At 64.5% G+C, this 26,002-nt stretch carries 30 protein-coding genes; 17 read left to right on the forward strand and 13 right to left on the reverse strand.

Going from position 1 to position 26,002, the window contains the following annotated elements; translation table 11 throughout:
- Positions 1–71 precede the first annotated feature (71 nt).
- Positions 72–383: an MliC family protein gene (locus P6U28_RS11590; RefSeq protein ID WP_129142945.1), complete on the forward strand. Its 312-nt coding sequence runs from the start codon at positions 72–74 to the stop codon at positions 381–383.
- 113 nt (positions 384–496) lie between these two features.
- On the opposite strand, the gene P6U28_RS11595 is transcribed toward P6U28_RS11590, so the two are convergent.
- The gene (locus P6U28_RS11595) at positions 497–700 is read right to left on the reverse strand and encodes a DUF2735 domain-containing protein (RefSeq protein ID WP_122403510.1); all 204 of its coding nucleotides are present in this window, start codon (positions 698–700) and stop codon (positions 497–499) included.
- A 534-nt stretch (positions 701–1,234) separates the two neighbouring features.
- On the opposite strand from P6U28_RS11595, the gene P6U28_RS11600 reads away from it, so the two are divergent.
- From P6U28_RS11600 to P6U28_RS11635, 8 genes are all read left to right on the forward strand, one after another.
- A complete protein-coding gene (locus tag P6U28_RS11600) occupies positions 1,235–2,269 on the forward strand; it encodes a glutamine synthetase beta-grasp domain-containing protein (protein WP_122403509.1) in 1,035 nt (344 codons plus the stop codon).
- Positions 2,270–2,461: 192 nt separating this feature from the next.
- Positions 2,462–3,163, forward strand: coding sequence for a GrlR family regulatory protein (locus tag P6U28_RS11605; RefSeq protein ID WP_209296594.1), 702 nt, complete (start codon positions 2,462–2,464; stop codon positions 3,161–3,163).
- An 18-nt stretch (positions 3,164–3,181) separates the two neighbouring features.
- Complete coding sequence (locus P6U28_RS11610) at positions 3,182–3,865, forward strand: substrate-binding domain-containing protein (protein WP_407122271.1); 684 nt, start codon at positions 3,182–3,184, stop codon at positions 3,863–3,865.
- Positions 3,866–3,897: 32 nt separating this feature from the next.
- Positions 3,898–4,719, forward strand: a complete 822-nt coding sequence (locus P6U28_RS11615) for a tetratricopeptide repeat protein (protein WP_407123056.1) — start codon at positions 3,898–3,900, stop codon at positions 4,717–4,719.
- Positions 4,720–4,821: 102 nt separating this feature from the next.
- Positions 4,822–4,971: a hypothetical protein gene (locus P6U28_RS11620; protein ID WP_007609497.1), complete on the forward strand. Its 150-nt coding sequence runs from the start codon at positions 4,822–4,824 to the stop codon at positions 4,969–4,971.
- Positions 4,972–5,225: 254 nt separating this feature from the next.
- Positions 5,226–5,930 (forward strand): GrlR family regulatory protein, encoded by a 705-nt coding sequence (locus P6U28_RS11625; RefSeq protein WP_407122273.1) that lies wholly within the window; start codon positions 5,226–5,228, stop codon positions 5,928–5,930.
- A gap of 20 nt (positions 5,931–5,950) precedes the next feature.
- Positions 5,951–6,493, forward strand: a complete 543-nt coding sequence (locus tag P6U28_RS11630; protein ID WP_129142898.1) for a 2'-5' RNA ligase family protein — start codon at positions 5,951–5,953, stop codon at positions 6,491–6,493.
- Positions 6,494–6,658: 165 nt separating this feature from the next.
- Entirely contained in the window at positions 6,659–8,281 is a 1,623-nt protein-coding gene (locus P6U28_RS11635) for an ABC-F family ATP-binding cassette domain-containing protein (RefSeq protein WP_129142897.1), read from the forward strand.
- A 258-nt stretch (positions 8,282–8,539) separates the two neighbouring features.
- Here P6U28_RS11635 and P6U28_RS11640 read toward each other — a convergent pair whose 3' ends face one another.
- The gene (locus P6U28_RS11640) at positions 8,540–8,788 is read right to left on the reverse strand and encodes a hypothetical protein (protein ID WP_407122275.1); all 249 of its coding nucleotides are present in this window, start codon (positions 8,786–8,788) and stop codon (positions 8,540–8,542) included.
- A 200-nt stretch (positions 8,789–8,988) separates the two neighbouring features.
- Here P6U28_RS11640 and P6U28_RS11645 point away from each other — a divergent pair, with 200 nt between their 5' ends.
- Positions 8,989–9,453 carry a cupin domain-containing protein gene (locus P6U28_RS11645; RefSeq protein ID WP_122403500.1) on the forward strand — a complete coding sequence of 155 codons (465 nt, stop codon included), beginning with the start codon at positions 8,989–8,991 and terminating at the stop codon, positions 9,451–9,453.
- Positions 9,454–9,458: 5 nt separating this feature from the next.
- Here P6U28_RS11645 and P6U28_RS11650 read toward each other — a convergent pair whose 3' ends face one another.
- Positions 9,459–10,421, reverse strand: coding sequence for an alpha/beta hydrolase (locus P6U28_RS11650; protein WP_407122277.1), 963 nt, complete (start codon positions 10,419–10,421; stop codon positions 9,459–9,461).
- Positions 10,422–10,541: 120 nt separating this feature from the next.
- Here P6U28_RS11650 and P6U28_RS11655 point away from each other — a divergent pair, with 120 nt between their 5' ends.
- Positions 10,542–10,970: a nitroreductase gene (locus tag P6U28_RS11655; RefSeq protein ID WP_407123057.1), complete on the forward strand. Its 429-nt coding sequence runs from the start codon at positions 10,542–10,544 to the stop codon at positions 10,968–10,970.
- A gap of 134 nt (positions 10,971–11,104) precedes the next feature.
- Positions 11,105–11,308 (forward strand): hypothetical protein, encoded by a 204-nt coding sequence (locus tag P6U28_RS11660; RefSeq protein WP_122403498.1) that lies wholly within the window; start codon positions 11,105–11,107, stop codon positions 11,306–11,308.
- Between the two features lie 81 nt (positions 11,309–11,389).
- Here the strand turns inward: P6U28_RS11660 and P6U28_RS11665 are convergent, their stop codons facing one another.
- The 3 genes from P6U28_RS11665 to P6U28_RS11675 are packed head-to-tail and all read right to left on the reverse strand — an operon-like array spanning position 11,390 to position 13,973.
- Positions 11,390–12,511 carry an HD-GYP domain-containing protein gene (locus tag P6U28_RS11665; RefSeq protein WP_407122279.1) on the reverse strand — a complete coding sequence of 374 codons (1,122 nt, stop codon included), beginning with the start codon at positions 12,509–12,511 and terminating at the stop codon, positions 11,390–11,392.
- A gap of 35 nt (positions 12,512–12,546) precedes the next feature.
- Positions 12,547–12,870: a PilZ domain-containing protein gene (locus P6U28_RS11670; protein WP_122403497.1), complete on the reverse strand. Its 324-nt coding sequence runs from the start codon at positions 12,868–12,870 to the stop codon at positions 12,547–12,549.
- The gene (locus tag P6U28_RS11675) at positions 12,867–13,973 is read right to left on the reverse strand and encodes a DUF2336 domain-containing protein (protein ID WP_407122281.1); all 1,107 of its coding nucleotides are present in this window, start codon (positions 13,971–13,973) and stop codon (positions 12,867–12,869) included. The genes P6U28_RS11670 and P6U28_RS11675 overlap by 4 nt, the downstream gene beginning before the upstream one ends.
- A gap of 287 nt (positions 13,974–14,260) precedes the next feature.
- Between P6U28_RS11675 and P6U28_RS11680 the strand changes: the two genes are divergently transcribed.
- Together P6U28_RS11680 and P6U28_RS11685 are read left to right on the forward strand one after the other, a co-directional pair.
- The gene (locus P6U28_RS11680) at positions 14,261–15,205 is read left to right on the forward strand and encodes a helix-turn-helix domain-containing protein (protein ID WP_407122282.1); all 945 of its coding nucleotides are present in this window, start codon (positions 14,261–14,263) and stop codon (positions 15,203–15,205) included.
- A 50-nt stretch (positions 15,206–15,255) separates the two neighbouring features.
- Positions 15,256–15,846 carry an NADPH-dependent FMN reductase gene (locus P6U28_RS11685; protein WP_407122284.1) on the forward strand — a complete coding sequence of 197 codons (591 nt, stop codon included), beginning with the start codon at positions 15,256–15,258 and terminating at the stop codon, positions 15,844–15,846.
- A gap of 128 nt (positions 15,847–15,974) precedes the next feature.
- Here P6U28_RS11685 and P6U28_RS11690 read toward each other — a convergent pair whose 3' ends face one another.
- Both P6U28_RS11690 and P6U28_RS11695 read right to left on the reverse strand, forming a co-directional pair.
- Entirely contained in the window at positions 15,975–18,056 is a 2,082-nt protein-coding gene (locus P6U28_RS11690) for a methyl-accepting chemotaxis protein (RefSeq protein ID WP_407122286.1), read from the reverse strand.
- Positions 18,057–18,150: 94 nt separating this feature from the next.
- Entirely contained in the window at positions 18,151–18,591 is a 441-nt protein-coding gene (locus P6U28_RS11695; RefSeq protein WP_407122287.1) for a DUF1810 domain-containing protein, read from the reverse strand.
- A gap of 190 nt (positions 18,592–18,781) precedes the next feature.
- Here P6U28_RS11695 and P6U28_RS11700 point away from each other — a divergent pair, with 190 nt between their 5' ends.
- The 3 genes from P6U28_RS11700 to P6U28_RS11710 all read left to right on the forward strand — a co-directional run bounded on the left by P6U28_RS11700 (position 18,782) and on the right by P6U28_RS11710 (position 21,318).
- Positions 18,782–19,738, forward strand: a complete 957-nt coding sequence (locus tag P6U28_RS11700) for a DUF2778 domain-containing protein (protein WP_245163359.1) — start codon at positions 18,782–18,784, stop codon at positions 19,736–19,738.
- A gap of 69 nt (positions 19,739–19,807) precedes the next feature.
- A complete protein-coding gene (locus tag P6U28_RS11705; protein WP_027572180.1) occupies positions 19,808–20,065 on the forward strand; it encodes a hypothetical protein in 258 nt (85 codons plus the stop codon).
- Positions 20,066–20,226: 161 nt separating this feature from the next.
- A complete protein-coding gene (locus tag P6U28_RS11710; RefSeq protein WP_407122288.1) occupies positions 20,227–21,318 on the forward strand; it encodes a TRAP transporter substrate-binding protein in 1,092 nt (363 codons plus the stop codon).
- Positions 21,319–21,478: 160 nt separating this feature from the next.
- On the opposite strand, the gene P6U28_RS11715 is transcribed toward P6U28_RS11710, so the two are convergent.
- From P6U28_RS11715 to P6U28_RS11735, 5 genes are read right to left on the reverse strand one after another with little or no spacing between them, the layout of a single operon-like run.
- Positions 21,479–22,261, reverse strand: a complete 783-nt coding sequence (locus tag P6U28_RS11715; RefSeq protein WP_122403489.1) for an ABC transporter ATP-binding protein — start codon at positions 22,259–22,261, stop codon at positions 21,479–21,481.
- Complete coding sequence (locus tag P6U28_RS11720; protein ID WP_407122289.1) at positions 22,249–23,304, reverse strand: dihydrodipicolinate synthase family protein; 1,056 nt, start codon at positions 23,302–23,304, stop codon at positions 22,249–22,251. The genes P6U28_RS11715 and P6U28_RS11720 overlap by 13 nt, the downstream gene beginning before the upstream one ends.
- A 6-nt stretch (positions 23,305–23,310) precedes the next feature.
- The gene (locus P6U28_RS11725) at positions 23,311–24,132 is read right to left on the reverse strand and encodes a GNAT family N-acetyltransferase (protein ID WP_407122290.1); all 822 of its coding nucleotides are present in this window, start codon (positions 24,130–24,132) and stop codon (positions 23,311–23,313) included.
- Positions 24,119–25,156 (reverse strand): NAD-dependent epimerase/dehydratase family protein, encoded by a 1,038-nt coding sequence (locus P6U28_RS11730; RefSeq protein ID WP_407122291.1) that lies wholly within the window; start codon positions 25,154–25,156, stop codon positions 24,119–24,121. The genes P6U28_RS11725 and P6U28_RS11730 overlap by 14 nt, the downstream gene beginning before the upstream one ends.
- Before the next feature lie 31 nt (positions 25,157–25,187).
- Positions 25,188–25,958, reverse strand: coding sequence for an ABC transporter permease (locus P6U28_RS11735; RefSeq protein ID WP_407122292.1), 771 nt, complete (start codon positions 25,956–25,958; stop codon positions 25,188–25,190).
- Positions 25,959–26,002 lie beyond the last annotated feature (44 nt).

Below are 26,002 nucleotides of genomic sequence, written 5' to 3' on the forward strand. Positions count from 1 at the left end.
GGGATCGGCTTGGGTTATGGTTCCACTGGATGCACGGTTGGCGTCCTTGGGGTCTATTACAGGGGGCGATCATGGACCGGCACAAGGCCATTGTTTTGGCGATCACCATGCTGGCGGTCGGAAGCATCGACGCGCGGCAGGCTGATGCGCAGACATTCCGGACCTACCGCTGCGCCGATGGTACTCAGTTCATCGTTGGTTTTTATGATGGCGACAAGCGCGCCTTTCTTCAGATCGATGGCGAGCCTGTCACGCTCGCCAAGCGGCTGGCAGTCTCTGGCGCGCGCTATTCGGGGGCGGGGATCACGCTGATCATCGGGAAGGCCGGCGCCACCACGATCAAGCATCTGAAGCGGCCGGTCACGGCCTGCGCGGTGATCTGAACGGCGTGGCTCGCGAAAGAATCAAAAAGGGCCGAAACAACGTTGTTTCGGCCCTTTTCGAACTGCCGCCGGGCGGTTGAGAGAGCGCTGCGGTTTCAAACCGGTTACAGGCATCAGCGATCCCATTTCGGCTTGGCTTCGTCGACCGCATCCTGGTGATACCAGCTGTCGCTGCAGATCGAGACGTTCGAGGGCAGCGGGCCGTGATCGGTGGAAAGGCGGGTCTCGTCGTAGCGGCGTCCGCCGAGAGCCGCACGGCCGCCGACGGGGAATTGGTAGATCTTCGCAGATCCGTGACTCAGACCATTGTTCATCATTGCGATTTCTCCTTGGTCGAAGCGCCTTGGCCTCCATGGTGCGCCCGACTCGTTCGATTGTGGTTACTGGAATCCCATATCGGCCGCGCTTCCCGGATTGGGAAGTGCTAAAAAGGAAATCAGTTTCCGCCTAATTTGTAGGCACGCACCTACCTGCACCCCCCAAGGCACCGCGTGAGTGGCTAACGCCCGGGCCATTCCAAAGGTTGCTAGGGACGGGCCAATGGCTTTGCGAAAATTGCCGGACGTTGATGCGCGTTTGATCGGCAGCATTCGGCTAGCGTCAGCCTGCTCCAGAATCAGGCGTTTTCCGCAGGGTTTTTGCAGTGCACCTTCACGCAATGGTGCGCCGCTATGACGCATGCCGCTGTGGACGGCCGGCCGGCCGCGAGGCGAGGCCCGCGGCCGTGGAAAACCCTCCGCGCTGCGGCCTTTTGGCACGCAAAATGCTTGGGAAGGGCCGGCCGATGATGGCCGGGTACAAACGTGCGGGGCTCTCAACCCCACCTTTCGCATCATCAACAGAGAGGCTCAATGACCAAGTACAAGCTCGAGTACATCTGGCTCGACGGATATACGCCGACTCCGAATTTGCGCGGCAAAACTCAAATCAAGGAATTCGCGTCGTTCCCGACGCTCGAGCAACTTCCGCTCTGGGGGTTCGATGGCTCCTCCACCCAGCAGGCCGAAGGCCACAGCTCCGATTGCGTGCTGAAGCCGGTCGCGGTGTTCCCGGACGGTGCGCGCACCAACGGCGTGCTGGTGATGTGCGAAGTCATGATGCCCGACGGCAAGACCCCGCATCCGTCCAACAAGCGCGCCACCATTCTCGACGACGCCGGCGCCTGGTTCGGCTTCGAGCAGGAATACTTCTTCTACAAGGACGGCCGCCCGCTCGGCTTCCCCGAGGCCGGCTATCCGGCGCCGCAGGGCCCGTACTACACCGGCGTCGGCTACAAGAACGTCGGCGACGTCGCCCGCAAGATCGTCGAGGAGCATCTCGACCTCTGCCTCGCTGCCGGCATCAACCATGAAGGCATCAACGCGGAAGTCGCCAAGGGCCAGTGGGAATTCCAGATCTTCGGCAAGGGCTCCAAGACCGCTGCCGACCAGATGTGGATGGCCCGCTACCTGATGCTGCGCCTCACCGAGAAGTACGGCATCGACATCGAATTCCACTGCAAGCCGCTCGGCGACACCGACTGGAACGGCTCGGGCATGCACGCCAACTTCTCGACCGCCTATATGCGCGAAGTCGGCGGCAAGGAATATTTCGAGGCGCTGATGGCTGCCTTCGAGAAGAACCTGATGGATCACATCGCCGTCTACGGCCCGGACAACGATAAGCGTCTGACCGGCAAGCACGAGACCGCGCCGTGGAACAAGTTCAGCTACGGCGTGGCCGACCGCGGCGCTTCGATCCGCGTTCCGCACTCCTTCGTCAACAACGGCTACAAGGGCTATCTGGAAGACCGCCGTCCGAACTCGCAGGGCGACCCCTACCAGATCGCCTCGCAGATCCTGAAGACGATCGCGTCCGTGCCGACCGACAAGAAGGCCGCGGCCTAAGATCCTCCCGGCCCGGGCCGGGGGGCTGGCCCGGGTTGGCGTTCAATCCGCCGGAGCGAAGGCTCCGGCGGATTTTTTGCATTTGGATGAGGGCCGCCGTCCGTGCCGACCTCGGCTCTGCGAAACTTGTCCATTGCCGCCGAAAGCAGGATAGAGTGGCCCTGGATGCGCGCAGGGCCGGGGATACGCCTGGTGTTTGAAGGCTTCTACAAGGTGAGATTTCAACTCGGCGATGCCGTCGGCCGGGGCGTGATGCATGCCGGCGATGGCAAGATGCTCGGCGGCAATTCGGCCTTCGCCCATATCGGCACCTACGACAAGACCGACAGCGGGGTCGACGTCGTGATCAAGACCGTCCGTCACAACCCCGATCCGAACTACCGCGCCATGGCTGGCACCGACGATGCGACATTGATCGCGAAGGGCTGGGCTGACGGCGATCTCTATCGCTTCAAGGGCGAGCTCAAGGAGCTGCCCGGCGTGCCCTTTCAGTCGGTGATGACGCCGATCACCGACGAGGAGGTGCCGATCGGCGACGGCGTTGGCGAAGCAGGCATCGCCGACGGTCTCTATTCGATCCGTCTGCGGATGCTCGACGGCATCGACGGCGGACTCACGGGCGTGATGCTGCTCAACCAGGGGCGCATCCTCGGCGGCGATGCATCGTTCTACTATCTCGGCAGCTACACCGCCGCGAAGGGCCGCTGGAAGGGCCAGATTCTCAACCAGGAGCATACGCCGGCCAAGGACGATCCGATCTTCGGCGGCCACGAGGTCGGCATCGGCTTCTCCGGCAGCTATGACAGCGAACAGGCGGTGCTGGAAGCAACGGCGCTGGTCGGCAGACGCAGCCTGCGCCTGACCGCCGCGCTCAAGCTGCTGCATCGCGCCTGATCACGCCAGGAACTGCTCATGGACAATGTTCGCATGCTCTCGACGCTCGGCCTGATGGGCGCGATGCACAGCCTGTCCTCCACCTTCGAGGCCAACAGCGGCATCCATGTCGATGCCGACTTCGCGCCGACCCTGGCGCTGCTCAAGCGCTTGCGCGACGGTGAAGCCGCCGATCTCGTCATCCTCACCCGCGAAGGGCTCGACGAGATGATCGGCGAGGGGCGCGTGGTTGCCGCGAGCGCGGCCGATCTGGGGCGCTCCTTCGTCGGCATCGCCGTGCGGGCAGGGCAGGCGCATCCCGACATCGCCAACGAAGCCGCGCTGCGTCAGACGTTGCTCGCCGCGCGCTCAGTCGCCTATTCGCGGCTCGGTGCGAGCGGCGTGTACTTCGCCCAGCTGATCGTTCGGATGGGCATCGCCGCCGAGGTCAATGCCAAGGCGACCATCGTCGAGCAGGGTTTTACGGCGGAGCGGCTCGTGACCGGCGAGGCGGAGCTCGCCGTGCAGCAGATCAGCGAGCTGAAGCAGGTCGGAGGCATCGAGGTGGTCGGTCCGATTCCGCGCGCGCTGCAGACGCCCGCCGTGTTCTCGGCCGGCCGCATGGCGAACGCGAAACATGCCGACGCCGCGGATCGGCTGCTGCGCCATCTGACATCGCCAGAGGTCGCCCCCGTCCTGCGCCAGTCGGGACTTGAGCCTTGAATTCGCCGAGGCGAAGACGCAACGTGACGACCATGCGGACTTACCTCCTTGCCATGCTCTTCGCGCTCGCCGCGCCCCTGACCGCGCAGGCGCAATCGGCCGATCTCGTCCTGTGCGACCGGGTCGCCGCCGATCCCAGCGACCCCGACAAGCCGGCGGACGTGAAAGGCGTCACGGAGATCGCTCCCTCCGACATCGCGACCGCGATCAAGTTCTGCAAGCAGGCCGCGCCATCCTCGCGGCGCGCGATGTTCGCGCTCGGCCGCGCTCATGCAGCCAACCGGCAGACGGCGGAGGCGATCGCCGCCTGGCGCAAGGCCGCCGATAAGGGATCGAGCGCGGCCATGGTCGAGCTCGGCGTCGCCTATGGCACCGGCTCCGGCGTTGCGAAGGACGAAGCGCAAGCGCGAAAGCTGTTCGAGAAGGCGGCGCAGGCCGGCAACCCCCGCGGCGTCAGCAATCTCGCCGCGCTCGGCGGCGCAGGTGGCGTGGCGCCGGCCGATCCCGCGCAGGCCCGCGCGCTGCTCGGCAAGGCTGCCGAGACCAACGCGGAAGCGCAGTACCAGCTCGGCCTGATGCTGTCCGAAGGCGCGGGCGGTGCCAAGGACGACGTTGCGGCCCGTGCGCTGTTCGAAAAGGCAGCGGCACAAAATCATCCCGGCGCGCTGGAGCGGATGGGGGCCTTCGCGGAAGGCGGCCGCGGTGGTCCGAAGGACAAGGACGCCGCAAAAGCCTATTACGAGCGCGCCGCCGCGCTCGGCGACGAGGACGCCAAGAAGGCGCTGGAGCGCATTCGCTGCCCCTACGCGATCAAGGACAAGCAGGGCAGGCTCGTCACCACGTTGTGCTTCTGAGCGCCGCCGCGATTGCGCGGCGCTTTGCGAACAGAGCCACGATTTGACGGAACCTGGCCCGCGCGTACGCCGTTGACATCCAGACGAAAACGGAGCGCGATCATGATCCGCAAACTGGCATCGGGCGAATACCGCCTCTATTCACGCAAGGTGAATCCGAAGACCGGCAAGCGCCGTAACCTCGGCACTTTCAAGAGCCGTGCGGCCGCCGAGAAGCACGAGCGCGAGGTGCAGTATTTCAAGCGTCACTGACGCCTGAAGGCCTTTTCCGGCGAGCTGGACATAAAAGTCGAAAAACAACCCCATGCACAGTAGCCAAGTCATTGAAATCTCACGTCTGCTGATTTTGCGAAATCGTTTTTGACCCGTCGGGCAAAACAGGAGTATGTTGACATCATGGCGGCGAGCGTCCCGAGAGCGGGCCTGCGCGGAAAAGCCGGTGGCTTCAGTGCGGCGACGATGCTAGGTAGCCCGCCATTGTTTTCCGATTTTGCGGGTTCAGGACGTTGCTGGACGGGCTCTACAAAGTTGAATACGGCGTCAACGATGCGTTCGGCCGCAGCATCATGTGCCTGCATGACGGCAAGATGCTTGGCGGCAATTCGGGCTTTGCGCATCTTGGCAGCTACGTGGAGCGCGATGGCGAGATCATCGCCGAGGTCATCACTGAGCGGCATAACCTGGACCCCAGCTACAAGCCGCTGATGGGCGCCGACGTCGCCTCGATCGGGGCGCGCGGCCGGCTCCACGGCAACCAGATCCGTCTCGAGGGCGGTGCGGATACCATGCCGGGCGCCAAGTTCTGGGCGAATCTCACGCGGCTCGATGACGAGGGGTTGCCTCCGAGCGGTAAGGTGGGGCCGGGCGGCATCGCCAACGGGCTCTATGGGATGAGGCTGAACGCGCTCGACGGCATCGATGCCGGGCTGTCCGGCGTGATGCTGCTGATCGACGGGCGCATCCTCGGAGGCGATGCGTTCTTCTACTATCTCGGCGCCTATTCCTCGGCAGACGGCCGCTGGAAGGGCGAGATGCTGAACCAGGAGCACACGCCGGCGAAAGGGGAAAACCCCGTGTTCGGCGGCCTCGAGGTGGGCATCGGCTTCTCCGGGACCTGCACGGAAGACAGCGGCGAGCTCGAAGGCATCGCGCTCGCCGGCAAGCGCAGCCTGCGGCTGGCGGCCTCGCTCAAGCTGATGCGAAGGGCGTAGGCTCATGGAGCGACCAGCGTATGGCTTTGGCCATTAACATTCGATCCGATGATTCCTCCGCAGAGCGGATCGAGGCATTGTGGGACGAAGTCGCAACGTTTGAGAGCCAGCCTTCGATGAGGGCACTCAACTATCGGCCACATTTTACATTCGCCATCTATGATACGCCCGAGATTACTGCGAACACCGCGTGGGAGGCCATGCTCCGCGCGACAGCAGGCGAAGGGCAGCTATCAATCGAGTTCGGGCGAATATGTTGGTTTGCAGGTCCGCCGCTCGTGCTCTGGGCGGAGCCGAAAGTCGATGAAGCCCTGGCTCGATGGCACTCTTCGATCAGCGCTGCAATCGATCCAACCTTTTGCCGGCTCCACTATCGACCCGGAAACTGGAGACCTCATTGCACGCTCGGCACACAAATCGCTGATGGAAAGCGCAATGACGCGATCGCTTTCGCGCAGTCGTTCAACGAGAGCATTACCGTGCTGTTCGACGTGGTCGATTGCGTTGTTTTTCCGCCTGTGTGGGTGGTGGCAGAACGGCGGCTGCCGCTCCGCACTCCATGAGGTCAGATGCTGCGACTAAGGCTTCACGCACCTTTTGTGCGTGGCATCCGCTTTGCAGCATCACGGAGCAGGATCGGCCGGGTGAAATCCGTACCCCGCCGGGCTTCCCCTCGCGCCCCGCATGCCCTATGACGCTGCAACGCAAAAATCCCCCCAAAAGACCTCATGATCCGCCTCGACAACGTCAGCAAGCAAGCCGGCCACCAGATCCTGTTCATTGAAGCTTCCGCGGCCCTCAACAAGGGGGAGAAGATCGGCCTGGTCGGGCCGAACGGCGCCGGCAAGACCACGCTGTTCCGCATGATCGCCGGCGAGGAACTGCCCGACGAGGGCCAGGTCTCGACCGATCGCGGCATCACCATCGGCTATTTCAACCAGGACGTCGGCGAGATGAGCGGCCGCAGCGCCGTGGCCGAGGTGATGAATGGCGCCGGACCCGTCAGCGAGGTCGCCGCCGAGCTGCGCGAGCTCGAGGCCGCGATGGCCGATCCTGACAAGGCCGACCGGATGGACGAGATCATCGCCCGCTACGGCGAGGTGCAGCACCGTTTCGAGGAGCTCGACGGCTACGCACTCGATGGCCGCGCGCGCGAGGCGCTGGCGGGCCTCGGCTTCAGCCAGGAGATGATGGACGGCGATGTCGGAAAACTCTCCGGCGGCTGGAAGATGCGCGTGGCGCTGGCGCGGATTCTCTTGATGCGCCCTGATGTCATGCTGCTCGACGAGCCGAGCAACCATCTCGACCTCGAAAGCCTGATCTGGCTGGAGAAGTTTTTGCACGATTACGAGGGCACGCTCTTGATGACCTCGCACGACCGCGAGTTCATCAACCGCGTGATTTCCAAGGTGATCGAGATCGATTCCGGCTCGCTCACCACCTACACCGGCAATTACGAGTTCTACGAGCAGCAGCGGGCGCAGAACGAGAAGCAGCAGCAGGCCCAGTTCGAGCGCCAGCAGGCCATGCTCGCCAAGGAGATCAAGTTCATCGAGCGCTTCAAGGCGCGCGCCTCGCACGCGGCCCAGGTGCAGAGCCGGGTGAAGAAGCTCGACAAGATCGAGCGGGTCGAGCCGCCGCGCCGCCGCCAGAGCGTCGTGTTCGACTTCCCGCCGGCGCCGCGCTCGGGCGAGGACGTCGTCGCGCTGAAGAACGTGCACAAGGGTTACGGCTCAAAGCGCATCTATGACGGGCTGGACTTCATGATCCGCCGTCGGGAGCGCTGGTGCGTGATGGGCATCAACGGCGCCGGCAAGTCGACGCTGCTCAAGCTCGTCGCCGGTGCGAGCGAGCCCGATGAAGGCACCGTGGCGCTCGGCGGCAGCGTCAAGATGGGCTATTTCGCCCAGCATGCGATGGACCTGCTCGACGGCGAGCGCACCGTGTTCCAGTCGCTGGAAGATGCGTTCCCGACCGCGGGGCAGGGCTCCTTGCGCGCGCTCGCCGGCTGCTTCGGCTTCTCCGGCGACGACGTCGAGAAGCGCTGCCGGGTGCTGTCGGGCGGCGAGAAGGCGCGCCTCGTCATGGCCAAGATGCTGTTCGACCCGCCGAACTTCTTGGTGCTGGACGAGCCGACCAACCATCTCGACCTCGCCACCAAGGAGATGCTGATCGCCGCGCTGTCGGATTTCGACGGCACCATGCTGTTCGTCTCGCACGACCGGCATTTCCTGGCGACACTGTCGAACCGCGTGCTGGAGCTGACGCCCGAGGGCATCCACCAATATGGCGGCGGCTACACGGAATATGTCGCGCGCACCGGGCAGGAGGCGCCGGGGCTGCGGTCGTAGCGATGGGCGTGTAGCCCAGATGGAGCGCAAGCGTAATCCGGGCTATAACCAAATCGAGATGTTTTCAATGAGCTCGCTCGTCTGAACTCTTTGACGCGCTGGTGCCGCTCCGCCGGGCCGGGGTCCATCTGTCGGAATGCACGTGGACGCATGCGCCGCGGCTGTGCAGCGCATCGCTACTGGGCGATGCTTTGCATCGCCAGGGAAGCGCTGCGGGCACGAGACCTTCTTTGGCGAGACCTTCTTTGGAATGGCGCCTTACGCGCTGGTCTCGCACTTCTTCATGAAGCTGCTCTTGGCGGCGCCGGCGAGCGGCTTGCCGTCGGAGCCGACGGCCTTGGTGGCGCAGGCATCCGCCTTGCACTTCTTCAAGAACGAGGTCTTGGCGGCGCCGGCTAGCGGCTTGCCATCCTTGCCGACGGCCTTGCTCTCGCAGGTCTCTTGCGCGAAGGCCGAGCCCGCCGCAAAGGCGGCAACGATCGCTGCGAGGAAAATCCGTTTCATCATGGATGTCTCCCTAAACCAGAAATGGCGGGGCGGATTGGAGCCGGGAATCGTGGCGCAATCAAGCAAGATCGGCGCCTGTCGTCCGTCCGCTTGCCTGTTTTCGAGCGTGACGAGCCAATGTCCCGCCTGTTGCACCGCTCGCTGACCTGGCCGGACAATCCTGCTAGCCTCGACTCGGTCGAGATGAAGGGAGTTTCGTGATGGACGCCACGATCCCGAAGGGCGAACAAACCGCCGATCGGCATTCTCACTTGGTTCAGCCGCAAAACATGGACTGGCAGAAGACGCGCTTTCCAGGGTGCGAGGCCAAGACGCTGCTGTTCGATCGCAGCAGCGGTCTGATGACCGCCTTGATGCGCTTTGCGCCGGGCTCGGTGCTGCCCGATCACGAGCATGTCGGCATCGAGCAGAGCTACGTCATCGAGGGCACGCTCGTCGACAAGGAGGGGCCAGCCAAGGGCATCGCCTGCAAGGCGGGCGAGTTCATCTGGCGTGAGGCCGGCAGCCGGCACGCCGCCTGGTGTCCGGATGGAGCCTTGATCCTGGCGATCTTCCAGGTGCCGAACAAGTTCTTTGAAGCCGACGGCCGCGTGGTCGATGCCTCGGGTCAGGATTGGGACGAGACTTGGGGGCATACCGGCGCGCAGCGGGCGCGTCGCAGCTAGGGGGACTATACGCCCCGCGCGAGCAACGCCTTGAAGTCGGCCCGCGCGCGCTGCGCCTCGGCGCGCGCGACGTCGGAGGCGTCGCCCATGCCGAAATAGCCATGGATCAGGCCGGGTCCCTCATGGTGCTTGACGCGCACGCCGGCGGCCTCCAGCGCCCGCGCATAGGCCGCGCCCTCATCGCGCAAAGGGTCGAACCAGGCGGTGGTGACGATCGCCGGCGCGACACCCGCCAGTGAGGCCGCCCGCAACGGCGAGACGCGCCAGTCCGAAGCATGGCCGGGATCGGCGAGATAGTGGCCGCAGAACCATTCCATGGTTGCGCGGGTGAGGAAGTAGCCCTCGGCATTCTCGGCGCGCGAGGGATAACGCGCGTTCTCGCGCGCGTCGGCGTAGGCGCCGACGACGTCGGTCACGGGATAGACCAGCAATTGCGCGGCGAGCCTGATGCCGGTATCGCGGCAGGCGATCGCCGTGGTCGCCGCGAGATTGCCGCCGGCGCTGTCGCCGGCGACGCCCACACGCTTTGCATCGCCGCCAAATTCCACGACGCGGTCGAAAATGTCACGGACCGCGGCGAAGGCGTCCTCGAACGCGCCGGGAAAGCGCGTCTCGGGTGGGCGGCGATAGTCGACGGAGACGACGACCGCCCCGGTCTCGATCGCGAGATTGCGCGCCTGCCGGTCGTGGGTTTCGAGATCGCCAGCAACCCAGCCGCCGCCATGGAAGAACACCACGGTCGGTGCCGGTGTGGTGCCGACCCGGTAGACTCGTGCGTCGAGCAGGCTGGCGCCGCCTTTCACCTTGATATCCTGCACGCTGTCGACAGGCGGGGCCGGGATGGCGGCGCGGGAGGCAGCCAGTGCGCGTAAGGAATCGCGGGCGCTCTGTGGCGTCATGACCGCGGGATCGCGCATCGGCATGAGCGGAATGATCTGGGCGATGACGGGATCGAGCGGTGCGGCCATGGGATTTCCTCACAGGGTTCTTGGTCTTGCTTGGCCGTCAGCATAGGTTTTGCGCGCCGCATCGGCAACCGGCGTCATGCCGTGATGCAGGCGGATGAATGGGGCAGGGAGGTTAGCAAGGTGGAATTCGAAACGCTGGTCCAGTCGCGGCGCAGCGTGCGCGGCTTCAGGAGAGAGCCGGTGCCGCGCGCGGTGATCGAGGCGATCATCGAGAGCGCCAAGCGTGCGCCGTCCTCGATGAACACCCAGCCCTGGCATGTCCACGTGCTCACAGGTCTTCCGCTGGAAGAGGTGTGCCATTTCGATCTCGGAGCGCTCTGCTACGGCATCGTGCTCGCGGCGTGGGACCGCGGTCTCGGCTCCGTCATCAACGGACAGGGCATCATGCGCTCCGACATCTTGCGCGAGGTTGCCAAGATTCCGGAGGACGAGGTCATCATGACCTGCGTCGCGATGGGCTATCCCGATGACAGCTTTGCCGCGAACGCGGTTCGCTCGGACCGCGAGCACAACGACGAGTTCGTGCGTTACGTGGGTTTTGCCGATTAGTGGGACGCAGAGGAGATTATTCTCCGATGAAAATTTTTTTGGTGCGGTGTCGCGTGCGGCCTCTTGCAATCTCGAAGGTGCGGGAGGAACAATATGCGGACTGAGAGGTTTGTTGCTGGCGCGAGGGAATTGACATGCGGCGGCTGGCTAGCCTGGTTCGGCGGTTCTTCGGTCCGCGACTGCGGCACAAGATCGATGATGATCCAAGTCTTCCTTTCACCCCTGAAGAGTTCGGCCGGCTGATTCGCAGCGGCCGGCACGAGGACATGAAGCTGCTGGCCGACGGGCTGGCCTGCCGGTCGATCCCGCAACGCGCCAGCTATCGCGCTACTCATTAGCGCGATAAGGTCAGGTTCGGAAAACCGCTGCACAGTTTCCGGATCATGCTCTCGGCCGCGTTCGAGACGAGGCTGCCGCGCTCACCGCGTGAGCGCGACCGGCTTGAACGAGCGGACAAGCGCCTTTTCCAGCTTCCCATTCATCCCGCACAGGATGTTGTAGGCCTCGGCGCGCGGCATCGTGGGCTTGTAGTGCCGGTGCTCGATCAGCGCTGCGAAGATGTCCGAGATCGTTAGAATCCGTACGATGTCGCCAATGCTCTCGCCGCAGAGCGCATCGGGATAGCCGCTCCCGTCGAGATACTCGTGATGATGGCGAACGGCATCGAGGATCTCCGGCGAGATCCCGTGATGGTCCTTGAGAAACTCGTATCCGGCGCTCGGATGCGTCTCGATCTGCGCGCGTTCCGCGGCATCAAGGCGGCCCGGCTTGTCGAGGATGGCGAGCGGAATCCGCGCCTTGCCAATGTCGTGGAACATGGCTGCCGAGTACAGACGTTCCAGGTCGGCTCTGCCGACGCCGAGGCTCAGTCCGAAGTCGACGGTAATGCCGGTCACGAGCATGCAATGCTGATAGGTTCCTTCGTGATGGCGCCGCACCGTCATGAGCCACTCCGTCAGGCCATGCTGGGTGATGTGATCGGCGATCTGGCGACCGGCTTCCTTTGTGCCGTCGACGTCAAGTGGCTGGCCCAGGGTCACAGCCGTGAACATCGATGCGATAGTGGTCGCCGCGGTCTCGACGGCCCTGTCCGATTGCGGCGTGTCGCCTGACGAAGCAGACGCGCCGTCGGCCGGGTCGGTCAGTGCGGCCAGCAGCCTGGTCCGGCCGACCGTGCTGGGAAGGACCAGTGTCGCCCCGAGCGCGTAGGCCTGCGAAATACAGACATGAGAGGCGTGCTCGAGCAGGAAAATCCGCTTCCTGGCCTTCGCCAGCTTGCCGGCGCGCTTCTTGATGGCGGCGATATTGTCGAGGTCGCGCAGCTCTGCGCGGATGACGATCGCGGCCGGCGTCTGCGACAGCTTGGAATCGGCATCGAGTCGTTCGCCCGCAACGGTGAATTTGTCCTCGAGAATCGAGCAGACGCCTGCGAGCTTGTCGGACGTGTCGGCCAGCACATGCAGGAAGGGACGAGCCGTCCCTGCCTCTCGGATGCCGCCGTCACCATTGACGTAGCCGGATCTGGTTCGCACGTGCTGCACGGCCTGACTCAAGACAGTGGGTGGATCGTTCGAATCTACTTGCTCTGAACCGGATTCTGCGCAGGCGGAGCAGCGGGTTTCTTCCTGCCGCCAACGGTGATGAAATGGATGCCGGCCGTGGTGCCGTCGATCCAGACCAGTTCGCAGCGCCGGTAGGCGAGGCCGGTCGACGACAGCAGCATGAAGAACTCCTTGGCCCGGAGCACGTCGAGCGTGCCCTCGACCTCGACCTTGGCGCCGCTTTGTGACACGTCCAGCAGGACGCAACTGCGCCGCCAGGTCCCGTCCGAACCCATGAGATTGACCGGCCGCCTGTGGTCCATTTTCACGCGAACGGCTTTGCGACCGCTGAATTTCATCGGCTACTCCCCATGCTTACGCCGCGATTTCCCCGGCTGCTCTCCTTGGCGTTTGCGGCAATGTCCCCCCAACGCACCGTCCACTGGCTGGTCGACAGAAGCAGCGTCTCGAAAATGTGCTGCGCGCGTTCGCGCTCGGCGAAGGAAACCCTTTTGCCGGAGCGGTTGCTCAGGATGGCGAACGTGGTCTGCCAGTTCAGCCGCGAGGCACGGCAGGCCATGACCAGACCCTCGCAATCGTCGTCGGTCATGACATGCTCGATGATCTCGATGGGAGTCCCCGAAAGCACCGATAGCGCCGTAACGAGGTTGGCGGTCTCGCCGCGGATGGCGAAGCGGTTTACCGTGGAATCGTTGAGCTTGCCGATGCGGTTGAGCGCGACGATCTCCGGCCGCGCGCGTGCATAGGCGGCCGAGCAGGGCAGCTTGGGGGCGATCGGCGCTGCCGTTGCGGCTTGAAGCGAGACGGTGGACTTCTCCATGCCGGATTTCGGACCCGCCGAGGCCGACAGCAATTTCCGCGTGACTGCGTCGGGCGTGTTCGGCCTGAGCGCCAGCGCCTTCGTAAGTTCATCATCCGTCAGGCACCTCTCGACGAGCGCAACGTAGGCGGCATCAGAGAAGCGTGCCTCCGTATTGCCGATCAGCGTAATACAGACGCTGCGGGCGCCGCGCTCGATCAGCGTCTCGATCACCTTTGGATCGATAGGCGCGCGGGCGGCGATCGCACATTGCTGCCGTTCGCCGGTCGCGGCAGCGATCGACTTGAGATCGGCAGCGGACAGTGACTGCGATCTGAGCAAGACAGGGCACGCCACCTCCGGATCGTGGTGTGAGGCAAGGCGTCGAACGGTCTTCGGCGGAGCCACCTTGAGCTCCGCGAGTATCATGCTGAGATCGATCAGCGCACTTGCCTCAACCCGCTCCGTTAATCGCAGCAGAACGCCGTCGGCCACGTCGGCGAGCAATTCCTGAGGCCGCTCGCGGCTGCTGGTGAGCAGCTGCAAGATCCCGGAGAGGATGCGAGTGCAGCGGTCCAGCGGACACGTTGCGACTGCGTCTTCTAACTCGACCAAAATATCGGCAGGCGGATTTGCCATCATGGCAGGAGCCTGAATTGAAAAAATTTGCCTTGTACAACGTCTGTTATTGCGCCTTAAATCCGTTAATTTTTAATTTTGAGAATTAAATGCTGGAGGTATTAATGCACCGCCGATTTTCGGGAAATGCTATCGAAATTTGGCGGGACATGATGTCCCGGCCTGTCTTTTCAATTTGGACTCATCTTCAATTGACCAGCACAGTTTGATTTTTCGGTACAACGGAAAACGGGGGGAAGCGGCACGCGGCCGGACGCACATCAAACACGACGCTGCGTTTTCTTATTGCTATGAACAGCATTGATGACGTGCCCGGGGTGGCACTCAAGACATTTCGCTTTTCAGATGCCGACGAATTTCGAAACGCCATACGCGGGTTGAATTTCGAATTCACGCCTCTTGTGCCGAAGATTTCGGCCGAGCAGACGATCCTTTTACCCGGCTGCGACGTGAATTTGACCCGCGCGTTTCCGCGGGTGGTTGACGCACAGCTCGTCGCGAATTGCACGGCGATCGGCTTCACGATGGACGACCTCAACGTACCCATTCGCTTCAACGGCTCGCGATGTGCACGACCGGTCGTGGTCATTGGCAGCGGCGGCGCGGCCTACACCACCATCGAGGAGGTGCAGAGGCAAATCGCCTCGGTGGTTTTCAGGCCGGAGGTGAGGGATCGTGGCTGGCCGCAGACGCTCTCGAGTTTCAAGATTTTTGAAATCTCCGGGGCCGGCTTGCACCGGCTGCGCAGCGTGGTTCGCGAGGTGCTGGCCGAGGCGTCCGGCGCGGTCGAGGCACCGGAGCTCTTGTCGAAGGGCGCGGCGATGAAGGAGTCCCTGCTCGGAGCCGTCGACGAGGTCTTCGAAAGCGTCGTGTCGGCCCGCTGGACCCTGAGGCCCAACGACGCACGGAATTTCAGGATGTTTCAGGATATTCGCGCGCTGCTCTCCGACGACCTGTCGCAGCCGATTTACAGCGACGAGATCGCGCGCCGGCTCGGCCTGTCCGTTCGCACCATGCACGACGTCGTTCGCCGCTATCGCGGCATGAGCCTGCACCGCTACTTGCGTCTGCGCCGGCTGTGGCTGGTGCGCCGGCGGCTGCTCGCCGGGGCCGACAGCGTCAAGGCGGTCGCGCTGGCGTTTGGCTTCTGGCATCTCAGCGATTTCTCCAGGAGCTACCGCGACCAGTTCGGCGAGACGCCGTCGCAAACGCTGGCGCGCGGTCGCGGACGATAGTGCGACAAATCGAGTAGGGCCTGACGCCGGTTTCGTGCTACCGTCCCGCCATGAGCAATCGCATTCTCGTCCTCTACGGTTCCTACCGTTCCGACCGCATGGGCATTCGCCTTGCGAATTTCGTCATCAATCGGCTGCGCAGCCGCGGTGAGGAGGTCGAATTCATCGACGCCAAGGCCATCGGCCTGCCGATGCTCGACCGCATGTACAAGGAGTACCCGAAGGGCTCGGCGCCCGCTGAGCTGGAGAAGCTGGCGGGGCAGATCCGCGGCGCCGACGGATTCGTCTTCGTCACCGGCGAGTACAATTGGGGCATCCAGCCGGGCCTGAAGAACCTCACCGATCATTTCCTCGAGGAGTGGTTCTGGCGTCCGGCCGCGATCGTGAGCTATTCGGCCGGCCGACTGTCCGGCGCGCGCGCCGCGACGGCCTGGCACGGCACGCTCTCGGAGATGGGCATGGTGGTGGTGTCGAGCACCATCAGTGTCGGCCCGATCGCGCAGACATTGTCGGCCGACGCCGAACCGATCGGCGACGGCGGCAAGGCCCTGGAGCGCTCGTTCCCGCGCTTTGCCGACGATTTGCTGTGGTGGATCGAGGCGGCGAAAGCACAGCGGGCGCGCAAGGCACCACCTTATTGATATTGATGTCCTTCGCGAAGACGGTGCCGTAACCCGGATGGAGCGCACTGCGCAATCCGGGATCTCGGTGCATCAACGGCACCGTCCTGGATTGCGCGGTGCTCCATCTCGGCTACGAATCCGCGCTCTTACGCAGCCCGGACTTCGCCGAGGAAGCGGTCGAACTGGCCGGCGAGATCGCGCGACTGCGTCGAGAGCTGCTCGGCGGCGCCCAGCACCTCTCTCGCGGCGGCTCCCGTGTCGTCGGCGGCGCGTTGCACGCCGGAGATGTTGCTGTTGACCTCCTGGGTACCGCGGGCGGCCTCCTGGACGCTGCGGGCGATCTCCTTGGTGGCCGAGCCCTGTTCCTCGATCGCCGCGGCGATCGCGGTGCCGATCTGGTCGATCTCGGCGATGACGTCGGCGACGTTGCGGATCGCGGCCACGGTCTCGTCGCTCGCGGTCTGGATCGCGGTGATCTGCTCGGAGATCTCGGTCGTGGCCTTGGCGGTCTGGCCTGCCAGAGACTTCACTTCGGAGGCGACTACGGCAAAGCCGCGGCCGGCATCGCCGGCGCGGGCGGCTTCGATGGTCGCGTTCAGGGCGAGCAGGTTGGTCTGCTCGGCGATGCTCTGGATCAGCGTGACGACGTCGCCGATCTTCTGCGCGCCCTCGGCGAGGGCACGGGCGGTATCGCCGGTGCGGCGGGCGTTGTCGACGGCGCGGGCCGCGATCTCGGTGCTTTGAGCGACCCGACGACCAATCTCCGCGATCGAGGATGTCAGCTCTTCGGTGGCGCTGGCGACGGTCTGCACGTTGGTCGAGGTCTGCTCGGAGGCGGCGGCGACCACGGCGGCCTGGCTGTTGGTCTGCGCCGCCGTCGACGTCATCGACTGCGCGGTGCTTTCCATGATCGCGGAGGCCCGGGACAGGCCGCCGACCAGCTCGGTGACCTTGGCCTCGAAAGCCCGGGTGAGGTCGTCGAGCGCCTGGGCACGGCGCATCTTGCCGTCGTTCTCGGCCTGCTTCTCGGCGGCGAGCCGGTTGGCCCGGATGATGTTGTCCTTGAACACCTGGACCGCCGCGGCCATCGCCCCGATCTCGTCGGAACGTTCCGCGCCGGGGATCTCTTCCGCGACCTCGCCATCGGCCAGCCGTGACATCCGCCTCGTCAGGGTCACGATCGGCGCGCAGACGCGGCGGCGAACCATCACGATGAGGCCGACGCTCGCGATCAGCACTGCGAGGAGGCCGGCGAGTGCGATCGTGAAGCTGGTGCGCGCGGCCGAGAAAGCCGCGGCGAGGATCTGCTCGGCATTGTCGTAGAAGGCATCGCGGACCTCGATGATGGTGCCGAGGCCGCGCTGCGTGGCGGCGTAATAAGTGTCCATGTCGTGCTCGTATTTGCCGCTGACAGCGCCGTCCTTCACCAGCTTGAGCTCGCGGCCGAACTCCTCGACATAGATCGAATTGAACTTCTCCAGCGCCGCGGCCACGTTGGCCGGTGTCGCCGGATTGCCGCGCAATTCCAGCAACGCCATCACGAGCTGATCGTTGCGACCCTGCGAGCGGCCGATCTCGGCCTTCTCGGCGTCGGCCGCCGGTTTCTTTCCTCCGACGAGATTCTTGTGCAGGCTGGAGTTGAAGCCGCCGACGTCGCGCAATGTCATGGCGGTATTGGCGTAGCTGGCCTGCCGGTAGGCGTCGCCGTTCAGGATCGCCATGCGGCGGACCTGCTCGTTGAGCAGCGCGGTCACGCCGCTGTTGAGCACGGCGTTGTCGGCGACGATCTTCTTGGCGGCGTCCTTGCGCGCCTCGGCTGGCCCGGCGAGCGCCTTGTCGATGGCCTCGCGCAGTGCCGTGAACCTCGCATTGATGCCGTCGATGTTGCTGCCGATGGTGGTGCCGTCATCGAACGGGCCGGGCAGCTCCTTGCGCAGCGCGCTCATCTTGTCGCGGGCGCCGTCGGTCTGCTTGCGCAGCTTGTCCTGCTCGGCAAGCAGCGCGGGATCGATGGTCGCAGGCCCGTAGAGGATGTTGGTGGAAAAGCCGCGTTCGGGATTGAGATAGCGTGGGATGTCGCTGACGGCGCGGACGATCGCGAGCCGGCCTTGCGCCTCGGAGATGCGCTCCATCGTCTGGTACTTCGTCACGGCGACATAAACCGCGAGGCCGCCGCCCACGGTCGACAGCGAGACGATGGCGGTGGTCAGGAGCGTACCGATTTTCATGGGCAATCCGGCATTGGTGCGGGAGGAGAATTATCTTGCCCAAAGAATAGGCAGTCGGTGTTAATCGCGGGTTTACGCTGCCGATCCCGTCAACTCAGCCGGACGTGTGGTCGAGCTTCGACAGGATCTCCAGCGTGGCGCTATCGCGCTCGCCTGCGAAATACCGGGCAATCGCCTGATCGAAGACGGGCTCGCCGGACACCGCGCCGAACAGCGTCATCGACGAGCGGAATTTCGCGTCATCAGGCGCGCCGAGGATCGCATTGATGGTCCGGCCCTCGACCGCCAGAACGAGCTTCGTGCATTCGATCAGGCGCGCGCCGAGGACGGGGTGGGCGAGATAGGCCTCGGCCTCCGCGCGGGACCCGATGGCGTAGCGCTGCGACATGGCGCTGAAGCCGAGGCCAGCGACCTGCGGGAAGATGAACCACATCCAGTGGGTCTGCTTCCGGCCCCGGGCCAGCTCGCCCTGGACGTCGCGATAGACCGGGTCCTGGGCCCGGATAAAACGGTTGAGATCGAAGGGATCGGTCATTGGATACCTTAGGGGGGCTTGCCGGCCGCGATTATGCCTAACTTTTGGCTCCCAATGTGGTAGCTGGTATAGAGTCTCCGGGTGGGGGTTGGGTACCCCCGGGGGTCGATTTGGGGATCTGATGGTTTCCGACGCAGCACACGCCGAGAGGCTGTTGTCGCGCCGCCGTATTGGGCGCGCCGAGACGGTTATGCTGTCTCTGGCCGCGATCGCGCTGGCGCTTGGCACCGCCGCGTGGGTCACCGATATCGGCGATTCGACTCCGCTGGTCTCCGCCGCCTTGCCGCCGGCCAATTCCCCTTCGTTCGAAGACCGTTTTGCGTCGGCCGCCGGCAGCCCGTCGCCCCGCGAGCTCGGCCTGCGGGCGCTGGAGCGCTCCGCAGCGAATGCGGTCCAGCTCAAGCTGCGGGACGCCAAGGCAATGCTCGCCCAGAGACTCCAGGGCGACGACTGGCGCTCGATCCTGACCGAGGACGACCACTCCTCTGCGGTCGAGGAGGCGAAGCCCTCGCAACAGCGCGCCGACGTCATTCCGATGCCGCGCTCGCGTCCGGTCCAGGCGGACTTCTCCGCCCAGATCGCCTCCAGCCAAGCCTATGCGGAGACCAACCCCAAGGTCGACAACCGCAACTTCTTCGAAAAATTCACCGACAAGATCAAGCTGGCCTCGTTGACTCCCAGCGACGGCTTGTTCGCCAAGGCGCCGGATCTTGCCGCCCTCGGCTACGATTCGCGGACGGCGGTCTATGACATCTCGGCCAAGGCGGTGTACTTGCCGAGCGGCGTGGCGCTGGAAGCTCATTCCGGCATGGGCGCGCTGATGGACGACCCCGACCATGTCGACCAGCGTATGGTAGGCGCGACCCCGCCGGCGACCTACGACCTCAAGCCGCGCGAAAAGCTGTTCCACGGCGTGCGGGCGCTGCGCATGACACCGACCGACGGCACCAGCGCGCTCGGCCGCGTCGGTCTGCTCACGCACAACTACATGCTCGGGCCGCGCGGCGATTCCAACGGCTGTGTCTCGATCAAAGACTATGATCGCTTCCTCAAGGCCTACGACAACGGCGAGTTCAACCGCCTGGTCGTGGTGCCGAGCCTGCGCGGATCGGCGACCGCTTCGCAGCGCGCGAGCACCGATTCCTGATATTCGCCTGTGACGGCGGGGTTGCTGCCGTTTCCCCTTCGTTAAGCCATCCTCGTCCAGAAGCAGCTCATGAGTGATCCATCAAGTTCCGAAACTCCGCTGCGCACGACGTTCAAGATCAAGTTGAACGGTGACACGTTGGCGATCGCGACCGTCGGTCAGGCCTATCAATTCCTCACCAACTTCAAATCGGTCGAGTGGATGGAATTTCGCTCGCTGCACGAGGACGCCATCGCGGCTCTGGAAGGTGCTGCGGGTAACGCCATGCTGGCGGTGCAGGCGACCAACGCCGTGCGCGCGCTGTTCGTCAGCGCGAAATTGCTTTGAAGTGAGTGCCTTGTAGCCTGGATGAAGCGCTTCGCGCAATCCGGGCTACGGACCTTTCGGGCGCATCTTGAACTCCGCTCTAGGAACGGGCAAACGGTCCGCGAAGACCGTCGCCGCAATGCCGATATGTTCGAAACTTGCTTCAAGGGAGAGTCCCCATCATGAAACGCCGTACATTCCTTCGGGGTGGCGCGGTCGCCGGCGCGGCGACGCTGGTTGCTGCACCTGCCATCGCGCAGAGCGCGCCCGAGATCAAATGGCGCCTGACCTCGAGCTTCCCGAAATCGCTGGACACCATCTACGGCACGGCGCAGACCTTTGCGAAATACGTCGCTGAGGCCACCGACAACAAATTCCAGATCCAGACCTTTGCGGCCGGCGAAATCGTTCCCGGTCTTCAGGCGCTCGATGCGGTCAGCACCTCCTCGGTGGAGATGGCGCAGACGCCACTTTATTTCTACATCGGCAAGGAGCCGGCGCTGGCCTATGCCACCGGTGTGCCGTTCGGCATGAACCATCGCCATCAGGAATCCTGGTGGCATTTCGGCGGCGGCGCTGATCTCGCCAATGAGGCGCTCAAGCCCTTCAAGACGCACGCGATCCTCTGCGGCAATTCCGGCACCCAGATGGGCGGCTGGTTTCGCAAGGAGATCAAGAACGTCGACGATCTCAAAGGTCTCAAATTCCGCATCGCAGGCATGGGCGGCCACGTGCTGGCAAGGCTCGGCGTCGTTCCGCAGCAGATCGCGGGAGGTGACGTGTATCCGGCCCTCGAGAAGGGCTCGATTGATGCCGCCGAGTTCGTCGGTCCTTATGACGACGAGAAACTCGGCTTCCAGAAGGTCGCCAAATACTACTATTTCCCCGGCTGGTGGGAAGGCGGCGCCATGCTGCACATGATCGTCAATGACGAGAAATGGGCCTCGCTGCCGAAGCAATATCAGGCGATCGTCAACCAGGCCGGCGCGGCGGCCGGCGCCTGGATGCTGGAAAAATACGACAGCGTGAATCCGGCGGCGCTGAAGCGGCTGATCGCCAATGGCGCCGAGCTGAAGGCATTCCCGCAACCGGTGCTGGAGGCCTGCTACAACGCCACCCAGGACCATCTGAACGAACTCGCCGCCAAGAGCGAGCTGTTCAAGCGGACCAAGGACAGCCACGACGCGTATATGAAGGAGCTCCTGTTCTACACGCAGATCGCGGAGAATTTTTACGACAACTATCTGCTCAGCAAGATGCGCAACAAGAGCTGAGCGGACGATGCGGGCGCGGTGTCGCGATTGCGCCGCGCTCCCGTAAGGGCGGGCAAAGGCGCCCTTGCGCCGTGCCCACCATTTCTTGCTTCACTCGCCATGGTGGGCACGCTTCGCTTCGCCCAACCTACGGGACTCCACCCGGGCTCCGGACTATCGTCTACGCCGCGCCCAGTCCCAGCTTCGCATATATCCGCCTTGCATACGCTCCAAACGCGTCCGTGGTCTTGAGCGGCAGGTCGCGCGGGAAGGGCAGGTCGATTGCGAAATAGTCGGCCATCTTCGCAGGTCCCGCCGTCAGCACGGCGCAATGCGAGGACAGGAAGACGGCTTCCTGGATCGAATGCGTGACGAAGATGATGGTCTTGCCGCTCTCGCGCCAGATCCGCAGCATCTCCAGATTCATCTGCTCGCGCGTCAGCGCATCCAGCGCCCCGAACGGCTCGTCCATCAGGATCAGTTTTGGATCATGAATGAAGGCGCGCGCGATCGCGGTGCGCTGCTGCATGCCGCCGGACAGCTGCTGCGGATATTTCTGCTCAAAGCCGGCGAGCCCGACGAGGTTGAGCAGGTCGCGCGCCCGCTCGCGCGCGGCCTTCATCGGCAGGCCGACGATCTCGGCCGGCAGCAGCACGTTTTCCAGGATGGTGCGCCACTTCAAGAGCAGCGCCTGCTGGAACACCATGCCGATGTCGCGGGTCGGATCGAACGGGCTGTTGGTATTGCCTATCCTGACAGTGCCGCCGTCGGCGCCGTGCAGGCCAGCAAGGATCTTCATCACTGTCGTCTTGCCGCAGCCGGAGGGGCCGACCAGCGAGACCAGCTCACCTTCAGCGACGTCCATCGTGACGTCGGACACCGCGAGAAACTCCGCGCCGCCAGAGCGATAGACCTTGCGGACGCCTTGCAGGCTGATGAAGGGGTCTGAGCTCATGCCAGCCATTTGTTCAAGTTCGCGGCGACGAAGGCATCGTCGCTGAGGTCCGCGTGCTCGCGCGTGACGCGGTCGATCTCCTCCTTCTGGCCGGGGCTGAGGGCCTCGTTCGGATCGAGGCACCACAGGCCTTGCATCAGACCCTGGCGCCGCAACACCTCGTGGCAGCCGGCGATGCAGCCGTGAAAATTGTTGGCGACGTCGAAGAAGGCGCTGTTGCAATCGGTGACGCGGGCATCGAGCGCCAGCAGGTCGGCCGGCACGCTGTCCTTGTGCCGCGCCGCCTTGCAGCGCTCGAACTGCTTGACGGCAGTCGCGGTCCACACGGACCAGTGGCCGAGCAGGCCGCCTTTGAAATAGGTTCGCGTGGTGATGCCGTTGTCGCGGAGATCGAACGGGAGCATCAGGTCGAGCAGGATGTGGTCGTCATTGCCGGTGTAGAGCGCGACGCGGTCGAGCGCGCCCGCGGCCGCCACGCCGCGCAGCACGTCGAGTGTCCGATAGCGGTTGAACGGTGCGATCTTGATCGCAACGACATTGTCGATCGCGGCGAAGCGTTGCCAGAACCGGCTCGACAGGATGACGCCGCCGACGGCCGGCTGGAGGTAGAAGCCGACCAGCGGAATCTCGGCGGCCACGGCCGCGCAATGGGCGATGATCTCGTCCTCGGAGGCGCTTTTCATCGCGGCAAGGCTGAGCAGGCCGGCATGATAGCCGATGTCGCGTGCGGTGCGGGCCTCAGTGGTTGCCTGGCTGGTTGACCCGACGAGGCCGGCGACCAGCGCCAGCGGCCGGGTGGTCCAGCTCGCGGCGGTCTCGGCTGCGAGCTCGAGCACGGGACGATAGAGACCGACGTCGCGGATCGCGAACTGCGTCGTGTGCACGCCGACGGCGAGGCCGCCCGCGCCAGCGTCGATGTAATAGCGCGTCAACGCGCGCTGATGCGTCTTGTCGAGCCGGCGCTCGGCGGTGAGCGCGAGGGGGTGTGCCGGCAGCACGGTGCCTTCGGCGATCAGCTTGCGGATGTCGCTGTTGATCTGGCTGTGGTGCATGATGTCCTATCCGAATTCGGGGCCGGCGACGGCGAATGGCGTTTCTTCGGCCGCGATGGTGGCGGGGCCGAACCGCATGCGCTGGAACGGCCGCTCGATGGTCCAGCCGGACCTCGTCAATCCCTCCAGGAACGCAGCTTGTGACGCGACGGCATCGAGCAGAAGTGGGCCGTTTTCGGATCCTGCAATCGCGCGAACCAGCGCCAGCGCCTCGGTGGCATGATCGGCGAATAACGGGCCGATATGGCGCGCGGTTCTGCCGTCGCGGACCAACGCAATGCATCCGCTTGCTGCGACGATGCGTGACCCAGCGCGCTGTGTGAAAGCGGTCAGCAGAGCAGTGCGGTCGAAGCCGGTGGCGCGCCGGTCGCGGGTACAAAGCGCCTCGAGCGTTGCGGCCGATGGGGCCGCCTCGGTGGTCTGCGCGGATTTCTCCAGCTTCAAACGGCGCAATTGCAGGGTCGGCGTAAATCCGAGCGGTCCGTAGACGGCGGCGCCGTCGGGCGTCGCATCGAGCCAGCTCGTCAGTCCATTCTTGCGCGCCGTTTCCAGGCAGGCATCGACCAGACGCGTTGCAAGGCCGCGGCGGCGGTGCGTGCCTGATACCAGCACCATGCTGATCCAGGCGTTGTTGCCGGAATAGGGCAGGAGGGCTGCGGTCGCGACCAGTCGCGCTCGGTCGCGGATGCCGAACACGATGCCCTCGCGCAGGAAGATGCGCCAGTCCTCTTCGGTCTGATTCCAGTGCGCTTCCGTCGAGAGCGCCAGCCCTGCGATCGCGTCCTGCACGCCGAGCTTGAGGACGGGCGGCCCGTCAGTAGCGTCCATCGCGCACCTCGTATTTGGTGGGCTTGCCGAGGCTCGGCATGGCCCGAGAGACCCAATCCGCGGTCCAGGCGATCAGCTGCTCGGTGTCGACCACCGGCAGGCCGAACAGCTCAACTGCCTTCGACGTGTCGGTCAGCCACGCCGTCGGCTCTTCCTTGCCCGTCAGCACAGGCGCGCGGCCGAACCTGGCGCCAAATTTCTGGGCGAGATCGCGCACCGCGAAAATCTCGTGGCCGCTGACATTGAGCGGTGAGGTCGGCGTGGTGCAATGGGCGAGGCAGCGCAGCGCCTGCGCCGATGCATCGCCCTGCCAGATGAAATTGACATGGCCGAGGCTGACGTCGATTGGCGAACCATTGAGCACTTTCGACGCGATATCGTGCAGCACGCCGTAACGCATGTCGATCGCGTAATTGAGGCGGAACAGGCGACCCGGCGTGCCGAACTTGCGCGAGAAATATTCGAACATGCGCTCGCGGCCGACGCAGGATTGGGCGTATTCGCCGGGCGGGTTCGGCGCCATCTCCTCGGTCGAGCCTTTGCCGTCGACCGGCACGAAGGGATAGATGCAGCCGGTCGAGAACGCCACGATGCGCGAGGACGGGAAGGCCTGCGCGACCAGCGCCGGCACATGCGCGTTCATCGCCCAGGTCAGCGACAGATCGCCCTCGGCGCCGAACTTGCGTCCCGCCATGAAGACGATGTTCGCCGCTTTGGGCAGCGCTTGAATTGCGCGCTCGTCCATCAGGTCGCAATTGATGGTCTCGACGCCACGCGCATGCAGCCAATCCTTCACGCTCGGGTCGCTGAAGCGCGCGACGCCGATGACGCGGCGGTCCGGCGCGGCGGCTTTCGCGAGCCCCGCCAGCGTCGGCCCCATCTTGCCGGCGACGCCGAGGACCATGATGTCGCCCTCGACCTTCTCGAGGTCGTCGATCAGCGCCTGCGTCGGCCGGCACAAGAGCTCGTCGAGCGCAGCGACATCGGGGATGGTCTTCGGCAGCGTGTGGCGTGTGAGCAGCATGGATTTGTCCCGGGTCTTAATTCTGCCGTTGTCAGGTCTGTCTTGCGTCACCGACCACGAACATGCGTTCGAGGGCCAGCACCAGGCCATAGAGAGCGACGCCGAGCAGCGTCAGCAGCACGACGGCCATCACCATCGCGGGCGTGTCGAGCGAGGACTGCACCTGGATCATGAGGTAGCCGAGCCCGCGCTCGGAGGCGATGAACTCGCCGACGATGGCGCCGGCGACCGCCAGGATGGCGCCGACCTTCATGCCGGAGAACACGTAGGGCAGCGATCCCGGCAGCTGGATCTTGCGGAACAGCGTCCAGCGCGAGCCGCGCAGCGATTTGACGAGATCGAGCAGATCAGGCTCGACCTCGCGCAGGCCGCGCGCGGTGGTGAGCAGGATCGGGAAGAAGCAGATGCTGAAGGCGATCAGGATGTTCGGCACGATGCCGTAGGAGAACCAGACGATGAAGAGCGGGCCGAGCGCGACTTTCGGGATCATGTTCAGCGTGACGAACAGCGGTAGCAGCACGAGGCTCAGCAGCGGGGCCCAGCTGAAGATCACGGCGAGCGCCACGCCGACGAATGCGCCGAGCGCAAAGCCGCCGAGGATCTCGATCGCCGTCACCAGCGTGTTGGCGCCCCAGGCGTAGCTCGCCGTCCCCAGCGTCTGCACCGTCGCGAGCGGGGAGGGCAGGATGAATTTCGGCACGTGGAAGGCATCGACCGCAACCTGCCACAGCACGAGCACGGCGAGATGCACGATCAGGATGATCGCAAAGCTGCGCGAGCTGCGTGCGCTGTCTCCTGCCACCGACTGCTCCCTGTTGGCCGCGGCAGCGATGCCGCAGGTCGCAA

It is taken from the genome of Bradyrhizobium sp. STM 3561, from assembly GCF_045571455.1.
Lineage (GTDB): Bacteria > Pseudomonadota > Alphaproteobacteria > Rhizobiales > Xanthobacteraceae > Bradyrhizobium > Bradyrhizobium vignae.